General features: G+C 62.3%; 17 protein-coding genes and 1 tRNA gene. 8 read left to right on the top strand and 10 right to left on the bottom strand.

The window, feature by feature from the left end; translation table 11 throughout:
* Window positions 1-99: 99 nt before the first annotated feature.
* Complete coding sequence (locus ACOI2T_RS08030; RefSeq protein ID WP_409503375.1) at window positions 100-387, bottom strand: hypothetical protein; 288 nt, start codon at window positions 385-387, stop codon at window positions 100-102.
* A 256-nt stretch (window positions 388-643) separates the two neighbouring features.
* On the opposite strand from ACOI2T_RS08030, the gene ACOI2T_RS08025 reads away from it, so the two are divergent.
* Window positions 644-1,894, top strand: a complete 1,251-nt coding sequence (locus ACOI2T_RS08025) for a hypothetical protein (protein WP_409503376.1) — start codon at window positions 644-646, stop codon at window positions 1,892-1,894.
* A gap of 161 nt (window positions 1,895-2,055) precedes the next feature.
* The gene (locus ACOI2T_RS08020) at window positions 2,056-2,466 is read left to right on the top strand and encodes a nitroreductase family deazaflavin-dependent oxidoreductase (protein ID WP_409503377.1); all 411 of its coding nucleotides are present in this window, start codon (window positions 2,056-2,058) and stop codon (window positions 2,464-2,466) included.
* A 110-nt stretch (window positions 2,467-2,576) separates the two neighbouring features.
* On the opposite strand, the gene ACOI2T_RS08015 is transcribed toward ACOI2T_RS08020, so the two are convergent.
* The 3 genes from ACOI2T_RS08015 to ACOI2T_RS08005 form a co-directional block, all read right to left on the bottom strand.
* Complete coding sequence (locus ACOI2T_RS08015; protein ID WP_409503378.1) at window positions 2,577-2,972, bottom strand: nitroreductase family deazaflavin-dependent oxidoreductase; 396 nt, start codon at window positions 2,970-2,972, stop codon at window positions 2,577-2,579.
* 121 nt (window positions 2,973-3,093) lie between these two features.
* Window positions 3,094-3,167: transfer RNA gene (locus tag ACOI2T_RS08010), tRNA-Leu, on the bottom strand.
* Between the two features lie 20 nt (window positions 3,168-3,187).
* Window positions 3,188-4,399, bottom strand: a complete 1,212-nt coding sequence (locus tag ACOI2T_RS08005; RefSeq protein ID WP_268787752.1) for a tyrosine-type recombinase/integrase — start codon at window positions 4,397-4,399, stop codon at window positions 3,188-3,190.
* Between the two features lie 202 nt (window positions 4,400-4,601).
* On the opposite strand from ACOI2T_RS08005, the gene ACOI2T_RS08000 reads away from it, so the two are divergent.
* Both ACOI2T_RS08000 and ACOI2T_RS07995 read left to right on the top strand, forming a co-directional pair.
* Entirely contained in the window at window positions 4,602-4,799 is a 198-nt protein-coding gene (locus ACOI2T_RS08000) for a helix-turn-helix transcriptional regulator (protein WP_011856752.1), read from the top strand.
* A gap of 187 nt (window positions 4,800-4,986) precedes the next feature.
* Window positions 4,987-6,510 carry an AICE element replication initiation protein gene (locus tag ACOI2T_RS07995; protein ID WP_268787753.1) on the top strand — a complete coding sequence of 508 codons (1,524 nt, stop codon included), beginning with the start codon at window positions 4,987-4,989 and terminating at the stop codon, window positions 6,508-6,510.
* 1,167 nt (window positions 6,511-7,677) lie between these two features.
* Here ACOI2T_RS07995 and ACOI2T_RS07990 read toward each other — a convergent pair.
* Window positions 7,678-8,610, bottom strand: coding sequence for an EspK C-terminal domain-containing protein (locus ACOI2T_RS07990; RefSeq protein ID WP_421876228.1), 933 nt, complete (start codon window positions 8,608-8,610; stop codon window positions 7,678-7,680).
* 1,053 nt (window positions 8,611-9,663) lie between these two features.
* On the opposite strand from ACOI2T_RS07990, the gene ACOI2T_RS07985 reads away from it, so the two are divergent.
* Entirely contained in the window at window positions 9,664-9,840 is a 177-nt protein-coding gene (locus tag ACOI2T_RS07985; RefSeq protein WP_409503380.1) for a hypothetical protein, read from the top strand.
* 185 nt (window positions 9,841-10,025) lie between these two features.
* Here ACOI2T_RS07985 and ACOI2T_RS07980 read toward each other — a convergent pair whose 3' ends face one another.
* From ACOI2T_RS07980 to ACOI2T_RS07965, 4 genes are all read right to left on the bottom strand, one after another.
* A complete protein-coding gene (locus ACOI2T_RS07980; RefSeq protein WP_409503381.1) occupies window positions 10,026-10,544 on the bottom strand; it encodes a hypothetical protein in 519 nt (172 codons plus the stop codon).
* Between the two features lie 2 nt (window positions 10,545-10,546).
* A complete protein-coding gene (locus tag ACOI2T_RS07975; RefSeq protein WP_082753906.1) occupies window positions 10,547-10,843 on the bottom strand; it encodes a hypothetical protein in 297 nt (98 codons plus the stop codon).
* Window positions 10,844-11,133: 290 nt separating this feature from the next.
* Window positions 11,134-12,006 (bottom strand): hypothetical protein, encoded by an 873-nt coding sequence (locus tag ACOI2T_RS07970; RefSeq protein WP_409503382.1) that lies wholly within the window; start codon window positions 12,004-12,006, stop codon window positions 11,134-11,136.
* Window positions 12,007-12,172: 166 nt separating this feature from the next.
* Window positions 12,173-13,093 (bottom strand): class I SAM-dependent methyltransferase, encoded by a 921-nt coding sequence (locus ACOI2T_RS07965; protein WP_409503383.1) that lies wholly within the window; start codon window positions 13,091-13,093, stop codon window positions 12,173-12,175.
* Between the two features lie 401 nt (window positions 13,094-13,494).
* Here ACOI2T_RS07965 and ACOI2T_RS07960 point away from each other — a divergent pair, with 401 nt between their 5' ends.
* The 3 genes from ACOI2T_RS07960 (at window position 13,495) to ACOI2T_RS07950 (ending at window position 18,120) form a co-directional block, all read left to right on the top strand.
* On the top strand, window positions 13,495-14,457 hold the full coding sequence (locus ACOI2T_RS07960; RefSeq protein ID WP_409503384.1) for an AAA family ATPase: 963 nt from the start codon (window positions 13,495-13,497) through the stop codon (window positions 14,455-14,457).
* A 173-nt stretch (window positions 14,458-14,630) separates the two neighbouring features.
* Complete coding sequence (locus ACOI2T_RS07955) at window positions 14,631-17,030, top strand: S8 family peptidase (protein ID WP_409503385.1); 2,400 nt, start codon at window positions 14,631-14,633, stop codon at window positions 17,028-17,030.
* Window positions 17,031-17,235: 205 nt separating this feature from the next.
* Window positions 17,236-18,120: a hypothetical protein gene (locus tag ACOI2T_RS07950; protein WP_283615967.1), complete on the top strand. Its 885-nt coding sequence runs from the start codon at window positions 17,236-17,238 to the stop codon at window positions 18,118-18,120.
* Between the two features lie 34 nt (window positions 18,121-18,154).
* On the opposite strand, the gene ACOI2T_RS07945 is transcribed toward ACOI2T_RS07950, so the two are convergent.
* Window positions 18,155-18,661: a pyridoxamine 5'-phosphate oxidase family protein gene (locus ACOI2T_RS07945; RefSeq protein ID WP_283615968.1), complete on the bottom strand. Its 507-nt coding sequence runs from the start codon at window positions 18,659-18,661 to the stop codon at window positions 18,155-18,157.
* Window positions 18,662-18,779 lie beyond the last annotated feature (118 nt).

The following is an 18,779-nucleotide window of genomic DNA, read 5'->3' as shown; positions in this document are numbered from 1 at the left end:
TGTCGAGTGCCCGAATGGGCTGTTCAGTCGCGTTCGGCGCGGCGTCGAGATTGCGCTCAGGGCTGTGGTCGCTGCCCAATCACGACCGTGGACGCAATCTCAACGCTCGCCGCGGTCAACGATTAGGCCGGCACTCTGTGCGTCGCCGACTATGTGTTCCCAGTTGACCACCGCGGCAGCGATCAGTGTGATGGCGGTGGCAAAGCCGAGAAGTGAAGCGAGCACTTCCGCCCACTCCCCGCTGGTGCCGGCGCCGAGCAGGATGGCCACCACCGCGCCTGCGATGACCCATCCGGCGGTCAACGCGCTTCGCCACCACTCCCGGCGCCGCATGCCAAATGCGGATTGGGCGCCAGCCCGGCGCGGAGATTCGATCGGCGTGGTCATGAGATCCACTGTCCCGTTGCTGACTGAGAAGGTGTGAAGCGTTCGTTATGGAAATGCTCTGAACTCCGGCCTGCCGGTCAATCAGTCCGGTGAACGAAACCGGCGTCATTTCGTTCACCACAACATCGGCCGTTACTGCACTTCGAAAATATCGTCAAGATTTCCCGACGCAAGTTTCGGCAATCGCACTCGACACGTCATCTCTGGGCATAACTTAAACGACGTTCGCGTCAATTTCCTGGGGAGGAAGGTAGCCATGAGTATCTCGATGGACAAGGTGACGAGGGCGGGAATAGTGGGTGCGGTGGCCTCGGCCATGGCAGTCGGAGCGTTCGGCGCGACCGCACCCGCGCACGCATGGTGCGTCGGAATCAGCGGCATCAATATCGGTGGGGGCTGCTCAAGCACCTTGGGCAACTTCGCACTCGGCCTAGGGCCGAACGCGGTGGCGAGTTCGAGTGGGTTCATCACCGGCGCCATCGCCTTCGGAGACGCTTTTGCCGCGTCTGCGGGCACTCTCACCGCCGCGTGGGCAGGCGGCACCGGTTCGGAGTCATACACCAACGGCTTCTTCAATTGGGCTGTGGCACAAGGCACCAACGCGTCCGCAGTCGCAGGTAGGCAGAACAGCGACTTTGCCAACTTCGCCTTCAACTTCGGCAACGCCGTGGAGCCATGGCTCGGCGGAGAAAACGAAGAGTTGGGAACAAGCAACGTCGACGCGAGTTACGGCAGCTTCAACCTCGCAGCCAACCTCGGCGGAAATGCCAATGCCGTAGAGGGAACCACGAAAGACCTGCGCGTGTGGGCCGGCGGTTTGGAAGGCGAGGAGAATTTCGGTTCCGCGGCACTCAATCTCTTCGGCAACCGTAACGATGTGCAGGCATTCGGCTCTGGCGTTGCGGCCATCGCCGTGGGCAATCCCTTCGGGTTCCCGAACGGCAGCGACAGCATCGTTCGGGTCGGCGATTTCGTTGAGGGGATATCCGGCGGAAGCCTGAGCCTGGCGTTCAATATCCAGCCACCCTTCATCACCGAGGAATGCGACACCGGGCAATGCGGCAACACCGTGACGGTCGGCAACGGCTACCTGTCCATCGCGGGAGCGGTCGGGTTGGTCAATCGGGTCGTCGAACAAATCGGACCGGGCATCCGGATCAACACCCCATTCAATCCGCCTCCGACCGTCACGAACGAGCTTGCCGCTGACAGCACGTCGACGACGACGCTCACAGCGTCAGCGCCGAAGTCCACCAGCGATGGCGTCAAGGGCAACCAACAGCGAAGCCTCGTCCGATCCAGCCTCGACTTCAGCGGAGGCGCCAAGGCGGACGCGGATCGGAGTGACAGCACGTCGAAGGCCAGCGACCAGGGACCGTCCGCACCGAAGTCGCTCAAGACTCGGTTCAGCGAGACCAAGAAGAAGGTGAGCGACGCCGTCAGCAAGGTCACCGGCAAGAAGTCGACGAAGTCCGACGCCAACACCGGTGGTTCCGACGACGAGTGACGCTCCGACTTGAACCCGTCTCAGTGACCGGGCCCTAGCCCGGCGCCCATACGGTGCTCTAATCGCGATCGCGCTTGTCGCAACGCTCCAGCTTCAGTACGGTGAGGTACCAGATCGGTACCAGCGGTACCGCATACTCGCGCCTTCCGAACGGAGTCACGATGCCGGTCAAGGATCACCCCAACAACGCTCCTGGCATGCCGATGCTCTTTCCAGCTTGGATCGACCGGCTGCAGATGAAATACATGAATCCGGTGGCACGGCGGTTCGCGCGATTCCTACCAACGTTCGCGGTGATCTACCACCGGGGCCGCAAGTCGGGCCGTCCCTACGAGACAGTTGTTCAGGCTTACCGAAAAGGCAACGTCCTGGCGATCCTGCTCGGTCACGGTCAAACAGATTGGGTCAGAAACGTTTTGGCCGCAGGCGAGGCCCATGTGCGCCGCTCAAACCACGACTTACATATCACCGAACCACGCGTGGTCCCGATGGGCAGTCGCGCTGAAGGCTTGCCATGGATCGCCCGACTCGGAAGCCGGCGCATGGCCGTGCTCATCGCCAATATCAACTGACACGGCCCCGCACGCTCTGAACCTGTCCTGATGTCGGTGCCCCCAGTCGGACTCGGACCGACACTGTGCTTGAGCCGCTTCCCGGCTCTGAGTCCGGTGCGGTACAGAGGTCAGCCCGCAGAGCCCGCATTCGTCAGCAGAACGGCTGCCTCGTTGTAGGGAAACACGCGGTAGAGCGGCCGAGAACGCGGTATGACGAGGGCCGCGGCCTCGGCCTTGCTCACCACACGTGGGTTGACGAGCGCGACAGCCCGTCCACGCTTGCGCAGCACCGTCGGTCCGCCGGCCAGCACGTTCTTCAACCAGTCCGTCTGTAGGCCGTAGCCGATAAGGATGGCGTAGCCATCATGGGTCTTGAATACCAACAGGGGCGTTCGATATCGCTTACCCGACTTCCGCCCGACGTGCTCGAGAGTCCCGAGGTTCGGAAGCCACGGTGCGATCGTGCGAGCCGCCGGATTGGTGACTCGCTTGTTGAACTCTGCAATTCGGCGAGGCACGCGCATTCTCGGAGTCTAGGTATTGGTCGAAGTTCCTCGCTCACGCGGTGCTGACACGAATCTTTCAAGGCCCAACAAGCGCTTGCGTGTTCGGCGTGAATACTGCATCTACCTGCCAGAAGGCCTGTGCCCCCAGTCGGACTCGAACCGACACTTGGCGGATTTTAAGTCCGCTGCCTCTGCCAATTGGGCTATGGGGGCCTTGCAGCTCAGCGCGTAATTTAGGCCCTTTCCGCCCCGTCACGATGCTCTGAATACCGCAGTGATACCGCAGTTCTATCGATAGCCTTCCCCAGGGCGTCCGCCACACCGCTCAAATCGTCATTGAGAAGATGGCCGTAGCGGTCGAGCGTCATCGCGGCGGTCGCGTGCCCAAGCAGTCTCTGCACGACCTTGACGTTAGCGCCTGCACTGATCGCCAGTGACGCCGTGGTATGTCTCAGCCCGTGCGGTACCAGCCCGTCGATGCCGATATCAGCACACGCGTTGTCGAACGCCCAGCGGTATTCGCCGAGTGGAAGGAACCCGCCCTTTCGGCTGGGAAAGACCAGCGCGTTGGGGTCGGCGGGCAGCTCGGCCTTGAGCTTTTTCCAAACCGGTTCGGGCACAGGCACGTGACGATCCCGCTTCGTCTTAGTCGTTGACTCCACGATGCCCTTACCGGTGACGGCTGTTGCGGACGAGCGCACCGTCAGCATCCGATCCCCCACATGCCGGCGGCGCAACGCAACGGCTTCGCCGAACCTCAGTCCGCAGTACCCGAGAACGAGCGTCAGCGTCTCGAACCGATCAGCAGCCTTCGCCAGCATTAGGAGCTCGGCATGGGTCAGATAGCGCCGCTCACGCTCGCCTTGCTCGGGAAGATCTTCGTCCCGCTTGATCTCGAACGCGACGTTCTTCGCCACCTTGCCAGTCCGTTGGGCGTACTTCAGGACAGCGCCTACCAGCTGATGAGCTTGGGTGATCCGACTTGCCGACAGGCCGGTTCCGCGTTGCCCGCCGTTGACTGACAGCGCCCCTAGCCACGTTGAATATGATTCATAGTCAATCCTTTTCAGCTGAACACTTTCCCACTTCGGCAGCACCACAGTGTCGAGCAACGAGCGATATCCGGCAACGGTTTTCGGCTTGCGGTGCTGTTTGGTGGCGAACCACTGCTCGGCCACCGATCCGAAAGTCTCCGCACTCTTCCGCGGATCGACATACTCGCCGCGCTGCACATCGGCGGTCAGCCCATTTAGGTAGGCCTGCGCATCCGGCTTACGCTGGAAACTCTTGGTGCGCTCGGCTCCACTGGCGTCAACCCACCTGACACGCCATCGCGACACCTTGCCATATACCGCAGACCGCTCAGTGCGCATCGCGCCGTCCGGCGCCTTGACTCGTTTGTGCCAGCGGTCGTCAATTCCCGCTCGCTCGTTTCGAGTCGTCATACGCTGAAAGTACCGCAGTACTCCGCTCCCCCCATCCGCTTCGTTGTCTGGAGGCCGGACTATGAGCCCGCCGAAGACGTCACGACCCCCGAGACGTTGAAAAACTCTTCTTCAAGCGAATGTGGCTGTGGTCGTGGACAGACCGTCATGTAACCAGTCACTGTTGGCTCAGGCGAACCGACCATAGCTGAGGAGGAATTTGATGGATTTGCTGGGAGCGAAGGAAGTTTCGGACATTACTGGAGTTCCGATGGGAACGCTGAGGTACTGGCGGCATTCGAATATTGGGCCGGCGAGTTTCACCTTGGGACGCCGAGTCGTTTATCGGAGGGCCGAGGTATTGCGCTGGATATCGGAGCGAGAGAGCGCAACCCGCCGCGGAGGCGGCGACGCCGCTTAGTGCCTGCGCACGAAAAAGACCTCGGGGACTAGCCGAGGCCTTCGTTCGAACCACCCGATCACGCCACACGGAAGTTCCTCATGAGACTAGCGCAGCATGCCCATAAGCGACAGCACCACGGGCAGGAAACCCCTTGAGCGGCAGGGGGGAAGGGGACAAGAAGTCAGTCGCGGCACGCTTAGTCGATATGGCCCGGGAACGCTATGTTCTCGGAGTCTCCAAGGACGGCGAACCATTTGGCGCCGAACGCAGTCGACCCCACCTCGCGATACTCCTGCGTGGTGGGAGGGCTGGCCTACGGGCAGATCTCGCCGCTCGCTACTTCACCGAGACCGGTGCGGTCGCCGGGGGCCAAGCACTTACCGACGCCACACTGATTTTGGAAGGTCTGGCGGCCACGCAGGCACCCGACAAGTTGAACCTACGCGTTGCCGACCACCACGGAACGATCTACATCGACACCGGAGATCCAAACGGTCAAGTAATCAAAGTCTGCGACGGAAGGTGGTCGATGGCTCCCACTGCGCCGGTGCGGTTCCTCCGAAATACGAAGCTGACGGGGGCGATGCCGGCACCAAGCTCCCGCGGGGATGTGACGAAGCTCTGGGAGTTCGTCAATGTCGCCGTTGAGGACCGCCCAGTTCTTCTCGCGTTCCTAGTAGCTGCTTTGGTTCAGTGCGACGTCCCGCATCCGGTACTAGCCCTGTTTGGCGAGCAAGGTAGCGCTAAAACGACATCGACACGGAGCTTGGTCGAACTCATCGATCCTTCGCCCGCCCCCTTTCGTCAGGCGCCGCGGGACGCGGACTCATGGGCGGTTGCCGCGTCTGGATCGTGGGTCGTTGCTCTGGACAACCTGTCGGCCATCCCGCCGTGGCTGTCGGACTCGTTATGCCGCGCTGCGACAGGCGACGCCATGGTGAAACGGTCTCTATACACCGATGCCGATCTGGCTGTCATCAAGTTTCGTCGATGCGTGATTATTAACGGAATCGACGTCGGCGCCATCCGACCCGATCTGGCAGAGCGGCTAGCGATAGTCGAGCTGCGACGCATCGACCCCAGAATGCGACAGTCAGAGGCCGAGATGCGACAGCGGTGGGAAACAGCTCTACCAGGTATTTTTGGCGGACTACTTGACTTGGCTGCCTCCGTTCACCATCGGTTGGAGACCATCAAAGTTGAGGACTCGCCCAGGATGGCGGACTTCTGTCGCACGCTGGCGGCCGTGGACGAGATCTTGTCGACTAATGGCGTACGCCGGTACATGTCGCGCGCCAATCAGTTGTCTGAGGACAGTTTGTCCGTCGACCCGTTTATCGAACAGCTTCGCTCGCGGACATTAGAACCTGCTGTTGGTCAATCCGGCAGTGATTTGCTGATGCTGCTCACACCGGTCAACGACGACTGGCAACGACCGAGGGACTGGCCGAAGAACGGTCGCGACGTTTCTGGGCTGCTGCGTAGGCACGCACCCGCTCTACGCAACCTCGGATGGGTGATCGAAGATGATGGCGCGCGCAACCGCAGGAACGTACTGCTGTGGACAATCTATCCGCCGTACAAAGATGTTGTGGCTCAGCGAGCCTCGCAACCCTCGCGTCTCTCGCTTACACAGACCAGCGAGAACGCGAACTTCGACCGGAGTCAGCAGAAAGCTTTGAATGCCGACGCGAAGGCTGGCGAGGGTCGCACGGCGGCAGCGTCGTGACCGTGCGCTGTGGTGCAGAGAATCAGGTGCCCAGATAGTTGATCGCATACCGTTTCATCCGGTTCGATGATGCGTCAACGCCGGCGAAGCGTCGACGAGTGGCAGCTCGCCTCGGTGGGTCGGCTGGGTCCTAGAGCTCATCCTGAATCGGCAGCAGCAGGGCGATGGCGTGACCATCCTCCGCCCGGATTTCGAATGAATTCCCTACCGACGCTCAAGAGCACTTCGTCGAAGTTCTCTAGGAGGTCCTGCATTGCAATGATCTTCACGATTGGTCCAAGAGTATGAGGTCACCGGTTACATGCCCGAGAGCAGTGAAGCACCGTGAGGCCAAAGACTGCCGCAGGCGCCACTCTCGCATTTGCGTCGGCCTAGTATCAGCCGGCGGAGCAGGTCAGGGCGTGGGAGGGCACCAAACTTCCTGGACTGCTCTGCAATCCGCGACAGCTTGCGGGTCTACGACCTCGATGTCGCGAAGCACGGAATCACAATCACCCAAGGAGCACCCATGGTCGGTCAGTGCCTTCATCCAACTCACCAGCACGGTCATTGAACGAGTTCCATCCTCGGAAGATCCGGCAGCCCACGCACGACCAAACGTGGCGGCCGCACTGTCGAGAAACGCTCTGTGCACCACCCGATATGCTTTGTCGAACTCCGATCGAGCCATCCAACCGTACGCAACTAGTTGCGGCACACCGATTTCGCGTTCGATGACGCTTGGGCTCGCAAGGCGAAGGGCAGCGCTCCACTGTTCCCGAGCGGTAGCCGGGTATCCGTGTGGCGAAGTGGGCTGAAGCATCAGCAGGTACCGACCGCCTTCCGAGTAATCGGCCCGTCGCCAATCTGGGTCTCGCCCGGGCACCGCTATAGCCGGGGGCGCATGCAGGGTCGTGCGGTCCCAGGTCGGCGGCGGAGGCTGTAGCGAAGCAATTGCGCACACTCTTTTTAGTGCTGAGCTGAGCTGTCTCAGCCTGTTGGCGTAGTCCAGCAGGGGATAACTCTTTATTGAGGTGTAGTTGCCGCACAGCTCAACCTCAGTTTGAACGTGGAACTCGCGCGTCCAGGCACATGCTTGATCGACAACGTTCGCCAGATACGTATGCTGCCGCGCGAGCTCGGCGCGCCAAGCTTCACCATTTACCTCATGAGGCAGCGAATCCATTATCAGGATGAACCGCCTGCAGCGTCGAAAATTGCAGTGATCCAGCCGGTTCCCCGACTGTCGAGGTAGGCATGTGCTGCGGCGTAGATCATGTCTTCCAGCGGCAGGTCCGCCTGCATTGCCCCGCAGTTGTCGTCAGCTAGCCACCCCAGGACCACCTCAAGCGCCCGGCAAATAAGCCATTGCCCCCTGTACTCTGCACAGACGGTGTCAGTGCGTTCATCTTCCCAACCCGGCTGCACCATTCCAATGCTGAACCATTGCTGCTGAACCGCTTCGGCGAAACGGGCGCGGTCCGAAGCATCTACTCTGCCGTCTGCTGCAGCCGGCCATACCGAGTCGAAGTTCGGCGGAATTCGGGGGCCACCGTCGGCGACGATCGCAAGGCGCGCGTCGGAAACGATTGCTTCCGTGACCAGTTTGGCGGCTCGCTGGGTAAGCCCTCTGGCACGAAGTTGCGATACTCGTTCGAAAAGGTCGGGGTACTCCCGCTCCAATCGGTGCGGAGTATTCGCGTTGGCGATAGCGTCCCGTTTTCCGATTGAGGCGGGCATGGACATACCGGAGCAGGTGGCCCACTCAGTGCCCCAGCGTTGCGCGGCAGTCATGAGCGCTGTTACGTCAGACCAGGTGGTCGCTGCAGCGGCTAAGCGCCAGCCAGCCGGCTCCGCGGCCTTGACTTCTGCGAAGGCGATCAGTGTCGCAGCCGGATCGAGATTTCCGATCCATCGGCTACGAAAGCCCTCTCCAATAGCTTGGTCAGACCAGAGCATCCGCACGCCCTTAGGGACCACAATCCCCGCGGGGACGTAACCCGCACCGTGATGTGTCAGCGCCACAACATGCCGATCGCCAGCCGCTGAATACATCAGGCCGACGGCCCACAGTGCGAAGGTTCGGCAGGATTCGGTGGCGTACAACAGTTCCCACGCCAACCATTTAACCGTCTGTAGATCGCTCGACTCGTTGCGCCGCCGTTCCAAGTCCCGGGCCGCCGCGGCCGCTACCCGGGACGGCAGCGTCGCGGCGGGAGTTGTCAACGCTGCCGTCGCGACCGATGCGGCGGCAGGCGCCATTGAGGTGTGAGCGCCGCCAATCAATGGGACAGCACCGGCGGCCGGTGGAATTGCGGCCGGAACTGAAGGCGGCGGACCCAGCGGCCCCGGGGGCAGCAAGGGTGCTGAAACCGCTGGATAGGGATTAGTACTCGACACTACCTGTGGCCCGGCAATAGACGCTGGCACGGCACCCGTGGTCGCTCCTATTAACGAATGCCAGATTCCACTCGGAGATGCCGTCGGCTGCGCCGGCGTCGCAGTGGCTATGACAGCAGGAAAGCTAGTCGTCTGAGCGCCGGTGACCGATGACAGCGGCGCAGGACCACTTGCAGGCATGACCCCTTGCAGCGCGACAGCAGGAGACGGCGATGCAGATACTGCCGGTCGTACCAAACCCGACTGCGACATTCCTCCAGTGCCCGCTCCCGGTAGCGGCGATGCCGAACTTCCGAACGCGGCCAACGAGCCTATGGATGAGGAACGTCCTGGTCCGGCGAGGCCTACCCCACTGCTTCCGATGTCACCAACCGCGGCTACGGACGCAGGACTGGCGCTCTGCGCCGGGGGGTGCGGTGACAGCGATGAAGGACCAGGGGTAGGCCCGGTGCTGACTCGCGGCGCAGTGTTACCAGACCTGGATTCGGCATCAGACGGGTCTGGCACCGAAAGACGGGGCTGCGTATCACCGGTCTCCACTGCTGCCTCGGGTGGACGCTCAGGCGATTCGTCGGATCGCTTATCGGTCGACCGATCGTCATCGCCGGTACTAAACGGATCGCCATTCGGGGGTCCCTCCGGCAGAGGCGTAAACCCCTGGACGAATTGCACAGTTAAAGCGCGGATCTCATCGGCGGCCCCTACTGCGATTCCTCGCGCCCGCGCGGCAGCACTGGTAATGATGTTGATAGCGGTGGGACTTCTGCTCGGCACGTGTACCAGTTGTTGATGTGCCTCAGCATCAATCGTGTCAATCATCAGCTCAGCACTCATCTGGATCGCCGCAACACTCTGCATCAGATCAGCGGCAGCCATATCCGCGTCGGCCTTATCGTCGGCCCGAACCTGAATACGCCTGTAGGCAGCGTGCATTGCTTCGAAGCCATTTGACTGCGCCACACCGACAACCTGCAAGCCGTGCAAGGCGATCCGATGAGCATCTACTGCAGCCGCAGTCGCCATCGCCAGACGACGTTGAGCAGCAGCCCGCCCTTCAGATTGCTCGCGGGTGACCGGCCATACATCGGGCGCCACGATGAAGCGTGAATAGCTACGAGCGGGTGGTGAAGCGGCCATTAGCCGACCCCCGTTGCTTCGCAGGCACTTTCAGCGGCCCGCAGGGCACTCGAGTACTGATCAACCATGTCGTTGGAAACGGAGGCGGGTTCACGGCGCAAATCTGCGTCGACCACAGCCACGATCGACCGCCGGACACCAGCGAGCGCATCAACAATTTCTCGTGGTACGCCTGGACCTAGCCGGGTGGCCATATAGTTCAACTCCGCACCCACCGCGCCGAAGTAGTAGCCCTGCACCCCCAGGCTTTGTGATGATTCCCAGTCATTGGCCCGGTCGACGCGATCGATGAAGGCGCCACGCGCAATCCCAACACCGCTCTTGAAGTTCCTCAGGCCAACACACGCCTCAATTGCTGCGTCGTGCTTTTCTGAGGGCTCCGCAGCAGACGTGGACGAGGTCGACGGCCTTATCGCGTGTTCAGTCTGCCCACGTGGGAAGATATTGAGACTCACAGCGAGTGACATGATGGCAACGACGGTGCTAACGACCGCGAGGTAGAACGCCAGCTTGCTCACAGTCACTCCACCACGGATTGAAGCTGTGTCGCGTTCAGTTCATCAACGACAACAAGGGAATTAACTGCTGCGGCCGCTGCAGTGCTCAACGCTTCAACACGCAGAAGAAGCCCCGCCGCGTGACCCTGCTGGGCAGCGACAGAAGTGAAGTCTGCGAGGCCGGCTGCGGCGTCGATGATGGACAGTCTGCCGCTAGCGATTGGACCGGCCGGTTCAACAGACGCGGCGTCTGAACCGGCCACGGCAGCTGCCGCAATTCCGCCCCATGCGGGCGCCGGCTGCAGATCTAGACGCTCCATGACTCATAAAGTACCGCTTCGCACAGACAGTTCGCCACAGTTGAGCACACATTTGTTCAGCGGATAATCCCAGTTCAGTAGGCTGATCTGCAATTTCACGCAAACAGGACACTGGCAGCCGCGTCATGTCCAAAACGTTTGATTCCAACCGAACTCTCATATGTCAGGATCAGTCACGCTGGGATTGACGCCGGCGCCTGTTTGCATGGCCAGCCATGCCTCATCAAGTGAAGGCGGAACACGACATGCTTCGCATCTGACGGGGTAGCGCCGAGCCAGGGTATGCGGCGTTAACCCCTATTTGGATAGACCACTTTGGCGAGTTCTCGGGCGGCCTCAAATGTGCTGCGGTCCAGCTCTTTACGCCGTGCCCGCTCAGCCACACTCGACAATAGTATCTTCATGGCATCCGCGTTTTGGAGCGCGAATTCTACCGCGTCGCATGCGGAACGAATTACCGGAGCGGTGGCGCCGTGTTGCTGTGTACTCGATGCACTTCGGACGGCAGCACGAGGAACCTCGACGATGCGAATCGGTTCTCCGTGCCGCTGTGCTGCTGTACGCGCCGCCGAGGCGTCTCTGCGGCACGTGTCAGAGCAATAGCGACGCGGACGCCCTCGCCGGGAAGTGACTTCGGGATCCAGCATGACCGCATCGCAACGGACGCACCGATTCGGATCGGATGTCGGGTAGTTGTCCGCTGCGATCGGTTGATGATGGTCAACGCCAACTGCGCTATGGCTCACCAAACTTGCGCCGTTTGCGCTTAGAGCCGCGGCGTTTCGAGACTCCGTTGCACGCTGCGCGCCGCCCTCGTCAGCACGCGCTCTGCGAAGGACATTTTGGAGGTCGCGAACCTCGACCTCCGCAAGAGTAGCGATCGACGCGATCGTCTGACCGCGGTCCCTCATCCGCCCGGTAACCGTTTGCAGGTTGACGAAGTGACTCACACGCTTGCGGGCTGCGTCCATGCGCACGTTTTCATTCACTTGATCGAGGCGCACACTCTCCCAAGCGTCAACGGCGCGCAGCCGCTGGAGCAGTACACGAACCGAGGCGGCATCGTCTACGTTGGCACGTTCAAGGTTCGCGCGTTTCTCGTTCGCCCTGCGCTGCGCTTCCACCGCACGCTTGCGCGCCCGCAACTTCTCACTTCCGCTCATAGACGCAAACGTAGGACGGGCCGCGCGCTATCGTCCACCACCACAGCCACATTCGCGAGCAACTAGGGCTGGCTGCTCGGAATCTCCGAACTGCCTACGATGCCACCGCGCCGTCTACGCAGGGAGAGTCGGTTAATACACCAGTCAGCGGCAAGCCGATTAACCGTCAGTCGTCGACGGTTGTTTCGCCCTCACGGCGGCTTATGTAGTTGCCGCGCGCCGCGCGCCTCTCTGCGTCGGCGACGTCAGCGTTGAACGTGGCGGCGAACTCTGTGTACTTGACGTCGAGCAGGTGCTCGTCAGGCGGCGCGGGTTGCACGGCGGCTGGATTTGTGAGGGCGTAGTAGGCGTAGCGGCTGTCGAGACGGTTTTCCGGCACCAAGGTGATTAACCGTGGGGTGAGGCCGCACTCTGCCGCCAGGTTCCAAAACCCTTCGATGGTGAAGGTGGTGGTCGATGCGAGGTTTCGGTCGTAGGCTATCCCGGCGAAGCCGCGGGTCCGACGATCGCTGGTGTGGTACTTGATTTGGACCAGCGCCATGCCTCCGGGGGCCAACACGGTGCGGGCGATTTTAAGGATGGCCCGTACCGCGTTCGCGCCCGTCGTTAGCTCGATCACGTATAGACACAGGAAGACATCGCAGCTGCCCGCCAATCCGACGGTGGCTTGTTCGGGGCAGGCGAGGTCGATGCGCCGTGTCTCGACGGGTGTCGTGCACGTTGCGCGGACTTGTCGGACGCATTCGTCGAGGTTTTCTTGGGAGATGTCGGCGGCGATGAAGCGCTGCGCATGGGTGGCGAAAGCCACGGCGTTGGCCCCGCCGCCGGCGCCCCACTCCATCACCGTGTTCGGGCTGAGCGAATTAAGGGCTCGGGCGAAGGTTTCATAGATCTTCCAGTGGTCGTCACCAACCTCTAGCCAGGCTTGATCGCCGATTCCGTTGCGCCAGTGTGAGTTCGCTTCCCAGGCCGATCCTGTGGGCGCAGACCAGTAGCGGGCGGCTTGCCCGGCGATCCGGTTCCGGAATCGCCGCCTTCCCGCTGCTGCCAGCGCTGCTGCCAGGAATCGCTCGCCTCGCACTGCCACGTCGATACCTCCGGTCAAGGACTTGTTTCCGGTTGGGCTGACAGTAACCGGCCTTCCCTGGACATCGCCGCCTTCGACGCCGGACCGACCCCGCACCAGTCGCCGCACTCTAAGACTCGATGATCATCCCGCCGATTGGAACGGGTGTCGCGTCCACACCAGTCAGCTAGCAACCGGCGCCGACGATCGCTAGCGGCACACCACTGCGCCTCCAGAGACACCTGCGGGCAGCTTGCGGGCCAGCCAGCGCGCGGCCGGTGGCCGAGCGGGCAAGGAATCCTCGGACAGCTATCTGGAGGCTGTTGGCGCTGCTAGGGGGCACGACATTGTGCGGCGCTGCACCCGCGGTGGTGAGCGCATCTGCAATGATCGAGCGAGCGGCATTGTGCAAGGAGGGGGCCATGGCGAGGTCTGACCTGGTGATTGATCTGGTCGAGGCGCAGCAGCGTGGCGACGTCGCCCGCTTTCGCATGCTGGTGGAGGCGATCATCGCCGAGGAGCGCAATAATCAGCACCATCTTGTGGCTGATCGTCTGTCTGAATTGATCACCACTGCCGGTGCTCGCAGCCTGCTCGCCCGTGATGACACCGCCCGCCAGGTCGCTGATCTGGTCACCGAAATTGTGCCTAAGCGGCGATTGTCAGAGGTGCATCTGGCGCCGGCCGTCACGGCGGCGGTGACCGAGACCATCGAGGAGCATCACCGTAGCGAGCTTCTCCGCAGCCACGGCCTGGAACCGCGTAACCGCATCCTTTTGGAAGGTCCGCCTGGTAACGGTAAAACCTCGCTTGCTGAAGCGTTGGCAGCAGAGTTGATGGTGCCGTTCTACGCCGTGCGTTACGAGGGAGTTGTATCTAGCTTTCTTGGAGAGACAACGAGTCGAATCGATCACGTTTTCGAGTTCGCAAGGACTCGGCGCTGCGTGCTCTTTTTCGACGAGTTCGACACCATCGCAAAGGAGCGCTCCGACGCGCACGAAACCGGCGAAATCAAGCGCGTCGTTTCGACGTTGCTCCTACAGATCGATCGCTTGCCCTCCCACGTCGTCGCCGTCTGCGCGACCAACCATGGCGAACTGCTCGACCGCGCGGCATGGCGCCGCTTTCAGGTGCGGTTAACGCTGCCTCCCCCGTCGCGCATACAGGCCACGGCTTTTCTCGAGCAGCTGCGTATGCGGCTCGGCGGGAACCTCGGTATGGCGCCGCGCACCCTCGCCGACAAGCTTGCCGGCGCCAGCTACGCCGACATTGAGGAGTTCGCGCTGGATGTCATGCGGCGCTATGTGTTGTCGCTACCCGATGGCCGTGTCGAGGATGTGGTGCGCGAACGGCTCAAGCAGCGCAACGCCATGAGGGAGATGTGACCTCTCCGCGTCCACCGCTGTCGTTCGGCGCCCCGGTGACCGGGCCTATACCTACCGGCGCGCCCCGCTTTCCTGGGACTCGCATCGCCGGACCGGAACCGGCCCGGCAAGGGCAGCGGCTAGCACCACAGTTCGCCGCTCTCCAAGAGGCTTTGCAGGCTGGGCGCGTCGACGTGGACGGTGACACCAGTGAAGCCGATCCCGAGCTTGTGGTGGTCTTCGACCTCGCCGCGCCCGTAGCCGAGTTCGCGCGAGCCGCAGGCCGTGTGCCCGGCCTGGAGTTCCTCCTCGAAGTTGATGGCGACGAGTTCGCCGCCGACGACGACTTCCACGCCGTACGCGATGGCGAACCGAGCGACGATGCCGTGACCGACAGTCTCTATGTTGTGATGTCGAACAGCCAGGCCGTCGTTGAGCTCCTCACCCTCTTCGCGCGATGGCAGGAGAACCGCGATGCAGCAATGCCTTTCGGGTTAGCTCCCTTACGCGATGTCTTTTCGCTGTTGCGCGAGGTGAGGCGCTGGGGACCCCAAGATCGGGTCCGTGAGACTGGTCTGCTGGAGCGCTGGCGCGAAGACGTCGCCGTCGTGGGACAGTCAGCCACCACGGCCCGCGTCGAAGTCGAGCTGTGGTTCCGCCGCGATGCCGCCCGCCGGGCGGTTGCCGAAACGACTGTACGGGAACTCATCACCGCAGCCGGCGGCCAAGTCATCACTCAATCGACACTCACCGGCATCGGCTATCACGCCATTCTCGCTGATATCCCCTACAGTCAGGTCGAAGCGGTCCTTGATCGCGGGCCCGACGCGATCGCACTGTTGACTACCGACACCATCATGTATGTGTCCCCGGCACGGCCGATGACCATTCCGTCAGCAGCGCCCTCCGACGAACCTGTTGAACCCGAAGTGTTTTCGGTGAAGCCCACCGACCGACGTCCACGGATCGCCCTGCTCGATGGCCTGCCGATGGCCGGTCACATCGCCCTCTCCGAACGACTGATCATCGACGATCCTGACCAGATCGCTGCGTCCTATACCGCATCACAGATGCAGCACGGCACCGCCATGGCGTCGCTGATTTGCCACGGCGACCTCAACGCTCCCGGCAGACCAACACAGCGCCGCGTGTACGTGCGGCCGATCATGCAGCCACACCCATTCAGTGGCCAAGGCGAAACCGTGCTGAGGGACCGGCTATTAGTCGACCTCATCCACGAAGCCTTTCGACGCCTGTTCGAGCGACACGGCCAACACGATCCTGCGGCTCCCAGCGTGAGAATCGTCAACTTTTCCATCGGCGACCCCATCCAGATGTTCGTGCGCCGTATCAGCCCCCTAGCGAAATTGTTGGACTGGCTCGCCCACACGTACAACGTGCTCATCCTGGTCAGCGCGGGCAACCATCCCATTGACGCCGACATCCCCGCAGCAGCGCTGCTCGATGTATCCGAACTACGGCGCGCGGTGGGCACCGCCATGTACGCGCAGGCGCGCCGTCGACGACTCCTCTCCCCCGCTGAGGCAGTGAACGTCATCTCCGTGGGAGCCCTGCATGCAGACGCCGCGACCACCCCAACCAGCGACACGGTGCTCGACACCGCCGACGCGGGAATGCCCGCGCTCTACAGTCCCGTGGGTTTCGGCCACCGCAACTCGGTAAAACCGGAAATACTGCTGCCCGGCGGTCGAAGTCTGCACCAGCGTCCGACTTCGGCCGAAGGAACCACGACCTTGTATCCGGCGGAAACAACGATCACCGGCCCCGGTATGCGCGTCGCCGCACCCGGACACGGCGGCGCGCTCAACGGAACGGCCTATCTGCACGGAACCAGCAATGCCACCGCCCTCGCGACGCGCACCGCCGACCACATCTTCGATGTGCTTGAAGCCCTACAGTCCGCCGACGGCGAACCACCGTTCGCCACCGCCGAATACCATCCTGTGCTTGCCAAGGCTTTGCTTGTTCACGCCGCATCCTGGGGCGCCATGCGCGAGGGGCTGACCCGCACCATAGGCGGCGGCGCCGATCTCAACCGTCGTGACATCTCTCAGCTACTTGGCTACGGCGCCATCGACGCCGAACGGATCGTCACAGCCGCGACCAACAGAGTTCTCCTCCTCGGCGCCGGGTCCATCACAGCCGACCAACGCCAGACATTTGCACTGCCTCTGCCGGCCAGCCTGGCTGCGACGACCGACTGGCGACGGCTGACGATAACCCTGGCCTGGCTTTCCCCGGTCAACACAGCGACGCGCCGACATCGTATGGCCCGTTTATCTTTCGAGCCGCCGCGTCAGCCACTGGGAGTCGAGCGCCTGGAAGCTGAAGCGCGCGTGTCCCGCAACGGTACGGTTCAACACGAGATTCTTGAAGGTCAGCGGGCCGTCGTGTTCACTGCCAGCGATGCGCTGGAGATCAACGTCGACTGTCGCGTCGACGTAGGACGCCTGGCGGCACCAATTCGCTACGGACTGGCGGCGACACTTGAAGTTGCCCCAACCATTCGTGCTGATATCCACCAGGACGTTCGTCAACAACTGCAAATACGACTGCGCACCAGGACACGGTGACACGCGTAGTCCCGGCGACACTCTGAGCCGTTTCCGGACGCGAACAGCGACGTGCGCTACTGCCGCATCGGCGAGGTCTCAAGAGAAGCCGGTGTTGGTTATCGCCGAACGGCGGTGGTTGAGACGCGCAGACGAAGGGTCGCATCGAGCCATCTACGTAGGACGGCAGTAGTTGATGACGAATGAATCTCGTTCGTATTGAGATGTGGCCTCATGCCGCCAGTGTCGAGGGTGGCGCTGTCATCCTGGTTCGGTGGCGCCTAGGACAGCGAAGAAGACCGACAGCCGGTTAGCGGCTCGGCTTGCCGCGCTCGCCTCACTAGGCGCTTCTGTCATCCATTTCGCCGTCGTTCCCACGCACTGGCAGGAATGGATGCCAGCGGGCCTGTTTTTCGCTGGCATCGCGCTGTTCCAACTGTTGTGGGCGCGGCTAGTACTCACCCGTACCACCACCCCGGTGCTAGCTCTCGGCATCATGGTCAACCTTGCCGTTATTGCGCTTTGGTCCGTGTCGAGAACCGCGGGAGCGCCGCTTGGGCCCCACGCCGGTCAAGCCGAACTGATCCAAGCCGCGGATCTATGCGCGTTGCTGCTTCAGATCTATGTCGTCATGGGCGCTGGCTGGGTCTGGCACCGCGGCCTTCAAGGAGAATCGGTGCCCGCCTTCGGCAGTGCCATGGTGCTCCTGGGCGCGATTGGGATCGTCACGTTGGCGTCCACAGTGGGCGCTGCCTCTGGTCTACGGCACGGCCACCACGCCCCAGCCGGCGCTGAAGCAGGGGCTCATCACCACGGACCTGGTGCAGAGCAGACTGACGACCATCACAGCCATCCTGAACCATCCCCTGCAGCGCCCGCTGGGGAGCCCGCCTCCGATGATCACGGAACCGGTGCAGAACACGTCGACGACTATCACAGCCACGATCCGGAGCCGACGTCTCCCCCGCCTGCCGTGCGCCCAGCCGAAGCTCCTGCGCCCGGCGCTGGCTCTGGCGGCGCGCCTGAGCAGTCTACGCCCGTGCCCATCAGCGAGCCGCTTCCAACGGCGACGCCGCTAGACGACCACCAAGACCACGACCATGTGCATTGACCTACGCCTGGGTGGCCAATTCACGGCCTGACGGCTAGTTTCCGCCCGTCAGGTCTGCCCGCCCGATGGCGTCGCCCGGATGACGCACGATGTCGAGGGCCGACATTCCGATGCCGTAGGTGGATAACCATCGCCTCGGCCGGACCGCGATGAAGCACAGCTCAGCACGCTGAGAGACGATGCGCTCCTCGGCGGCGAGAATGCGACGGAGGAACCAGCCCGCGTGGAATGCCCCTCGCGCGTCAGCGTTTTCGTGGTTCAGTATTTCGGCCGACCCCGCAAACTGGACAGCTGCCGGCGGCATCATGGGGAGAAAGCGGTGCGGCACGGGAATGACGAAGGCTACCTGTGGGCGTCGTCGGATGTTTCCCACCTTGACGTTCGTAGTCCGGGTCGTGATGTACAACGTCAGGTTTGTGCCTTCACCGGCCGCTGCGTACGTGACGGCCGTCGCGTGGGGGTTGCCGCTGCTATCGAGCGTCGACAGGGTGCCGAACGACCGTCGTCGAATCGAATTTTCGACAGTGGCGAGGTCGGTCACTGGTGCTCCTTCCTCCGCTTCCCCGGCTCCGATTGGGTGGCTTGTCGCTCAGCTACACGCCGTCTACGGCGCATCCGAAGGTACCGGCGGTCGACGGATAATTGAGAATTCGACCGGC

The sequence above is a fragment of the Mycolicibacterium wolinskyi str. Jessa 2025 genome, from assembly GCF_049241375.1.
GTDB lineage: Bacteria > Actinomycetota > Actinomycetes > Mycobacteriales > Mycobacteriaceae > Mycobacterium > Mycobacterium wolinskyi.
This window is presented reverse-complemented; position numbering and strand designations above follow the sequence as displayed.

Excerpts from the sequence above, each read along its gene's own strand:
- ACOI2T_RS08025 (WP_409503376.1), top strand. The coding sequence starts at position 644 with ATGAGTATCTCGATGGACAAGGTGACGAGGGCGGGAATAGTGGGTGCG.
- ACOI2T_RS08020 (WP_409503377.1), top strand. The coding sequence starts at position 2,056 with ATGCCGGTCAAGGATCACCCCAACAACGCTCCTGGCATGCCGATGCTC.
- ACOI2T_RS07970 (WP_409503382.1), bottom strand. The coding sequence starts at position 12,006 with ATGAGCGGAAGTGAGAAGTTGCGGGCGCGCAAGCGTGCGGTGGAAGCG.
- ACOI2T_RS08030 (WP_409503375.1), bottom strand. The coding sequence starts at position 387 with ATGACCACGCCGATCGAATCTCCGCGCCGGGCTGGCGCCCAATCCGCA.
- ACOI2T_RS08015 (WP_409503378.1), bottom strand. The coding sequence starts at position 2,972 with ATGCGCGTGCCTCGCCGAATTGCAGAGTTCAACAAGCGAGTCACCAAT.
- ACOI2T_RS07995 (WP_268787753.1), top strand. The coding sequence starts at position 4,987 with ATGGCCCGGGAACGCTATGTTCTCGGAGTCTCCAAGGACGGCGAACCA.
- ACOI2T_RS08005 (WP_268787752.1), bottom strand. The coding sequence starts at position 4,399 with ATGACGACTCGAAACGAGCGAGCGGGAATTGACGACCGCTGGCACAAA.
- ACOI2T_RS08000 (WP_011856752.1), top strand. The coding sequence starts at position 4,602 with ATGGATTTGCTGGGAGCGAAGGAAGTTTCGGACATTACTGGAGTTCCG.
- ACOI2T_RS07975 (WP_082753906.1), bottom strand. The coding sequence starts at position 10,843 with ATGGAGCGTCTAGATCTGCAGCCGGCGCCCGCATGGGGCGGAATTGCG.
- ACOI2T_RS07960 (WP_409503384.1), top strand. The coding sequence starts at position 13,495 with ATGGCGAGGTCTGACCTGGTGATTGATCTGGTCGAGGCGCAGCAGCGT.